The organism is Robiginitalea sp. (assembly GCF_049588695.1).
Lineage (GTDB): Bacteria > Bacteroidota > Bacteroidia > Flavobacteriales > Flavobacteriaceae > Robiginitalea.
Window position 1 is genome coordinate 1 of sequence record NZ_JBAVZJ010000546.1, and the last position, 1,992, is coordinate 1,992.

Here is a 1,992-nt window from a genome sequence, read left to right on the forward strand (position 1 = left end):
GCCTTACGTAATGCTGGAAAGGTTCCTTGCGTGGTATACGGAGGGGAAGTACCTATTCACTTTTCAGCAGATGAATTGTCGTTTAAGGACCTGGTGTATACGTCAAACGCCCATACGGTGATTGTTAAGATGGAAGATGGCAGCAAAGTCCGGGCGGTAATGCAGGACATCCAGTTTCATCCGGTTACCGATCGCATTTTACATGTAGACTTTTATCAACTATTTGATGATAAAGCGGTTACTTTGGAGATTCCGGTACGTCTGGAAGGAAATTCTCCCGGGGTACGGAACGGGGGACGGCTGCTTTTCAGAAAGCGCAAGCTCGTTATCCGGGCCCTTCCCGACAATCTGCCCGATGTTTTCAAGGTGGATATTTCAAAACTGAAAATCGGGGATAATATCTCGGTGGAAACCCTCAAAAACGACGATTTTGCCATTCTTCACCCGGACAGTACCGTAGTTGTCCAGGTTAAAACTGCTCGTACAGCCGTATTGGTTGAGGACGAAGAGGAAGAAGGAGTTGAAGGAGAAGAAGGTGCTACTGCAGAAGCTGAAGGTGCAGAAGCTCCGGCAGAGGAGTCTAACCAATAGTCTTTACCTACTCATTTTCAAAAGCACCTTGCCCCATAGGGTCAGGGTGCTTTTTGTATTTTAGGAAAACCCGCACGTATTTAAAACCTGGATAAAAAAATGGTTTTCGCCCACAGAGGGCAAAACCGAAGCGATTGATCCTATAAAATGAGCCATAACACTTCTCAATACCAGCCGAGATGGTTATTGGCGAATTACATCTGCCCTTTTAAAAACAATAAAAATAAACAGATGAAAAAATTTCTTATTGCGGGACTTGGGAATATCGGTGAACAATACGCCGGTACGCGACATAATATCGGGTTTCAGATCCTGAATCAACTCGCGGATGAAGCGGAAGCTACATTTGAGCCCAACCGGCTGGGGGATGTCACAAAAATCAAGGTTAAGGGTCGTACCCTGTTTTGCCTTAAACCTTCAACCTATATGAACCGAAGCGGTAAAGCGGTTCGCTACTGGTTGGAAAAGGAAAAAATTCCCCTGCAAAACCTCCTGGTAGTGACTGACGACCTGAATCTGCCTTTCGGGACCCTTCGGCTTAAAACTAAAGGAAGTGACGGGGGCCACAATGGCCTGAAAGACATTCAGGAGGTGCTCGGAACCACCGTGTATCCCCGTTTCAGATTCGGGATTGGATCGGATTATTCCAAAGGAGCGCAAGTGGACTATGTCCTCGGCAGATGGAGCGATACCGAAGTTGACGCTATGCCCGAACGCCTGAAGCGCAGTGCGGCAGCCATACGGTCCTTCGTGTTGGCAGGGACTGCTATCACCATGAATACCTTTAACGGGACCTGATTACAATACCCTGAAGGAGTCAATACTGGACAGGGAAGTATTGCCTTGCCTATCCTCCGTTCGGACCTGCCAGAAATAGACCTGCCCGCTGCTAACACCAACATCCAGGGTGTCTTCCTCAGGCCCGAGGGTTGCAATGGACACCAGGGCATCTGAAGCCGTACCAAAGAATACTTCGGCAGACTCCTGGTCGTTCTCGGGATCTGCCAACTCCCATTTCAAAAGCACTTCTCCTTCGCTGTTCGGAAAAAGGGAACTTCCCGCCTCTGGTTGTATCAGGCGTGCTGGAAAAGGCGGATAGGAAACAGAGGAGCCCGCATTGTAAAATTGCCAAAGCGCGCTCGCGGTTTTTTCTCCACTAGACTCATTAATAGCTGTGACCTGCCAGGAATAGGGAGCGCCCTGCTCCAGGATAAAATCTGTACTCAGGGCCCCGGTAACGCGACGCTCACTGGTCGCTGACCCCAACAACGTCACCTGTATTTCGTACTGGTCCGCATTGGCGGAAGCCTGCCAGGTGAAGGTCACCTCGCTCCGGTCGGAGGGCTGGGGAATTCCAGTCACGCAGAGTGAGTTGTTTTCAGGAAAAACAAGATTCACCTC

At 49.4% G+C, this 1,992-nt stretch carries 3 protein-coding genes; 2 read left to right on the plus strand and 1 reads right to left on the minus strand.

Annotated features, from left to right (window positions below):
* Nucleotides 1-591: 50S ribosomal protein L25/general stress protein Ctc (locus WBV75_RS12570; protein ID WP_424120936.1), on the plus strand; the 591-nt coding region annotated here is incomplete at its 5' end.
* Nucleotides 592-822: 231 nt separating this feature from the next.
* Nucleotides 823-1,389, plus strand: coding sequence for an aminoacyl-tRNA hydrolase (gene pth, locus WBV75_RS12575; RefSeq protein ID WP_424120937.1), 567 nt, complete (start codon nucleotides 823-825; stop codon nucleotides 1,387-1,389).
* Here pth and WBV75_RS12580 read toward each other — a convergent pair.
* A partial coding sequence (locus WBV75_RS12580; protein WP_424120938.1) for a hypothetical protein occupies nucleotides 1,390-1,992 on the minus strand: 603 nt, incomplete at its 5' end.

What these genes read in the sequence shown, in the direction of transcription:
- pth (WP_424120937.1), top strand. Translation starts at nt 823, where the DNA reads ATGAAAAAATTTCTTATTGCGGGACTTGGGAATATCGGTGAACAATAC.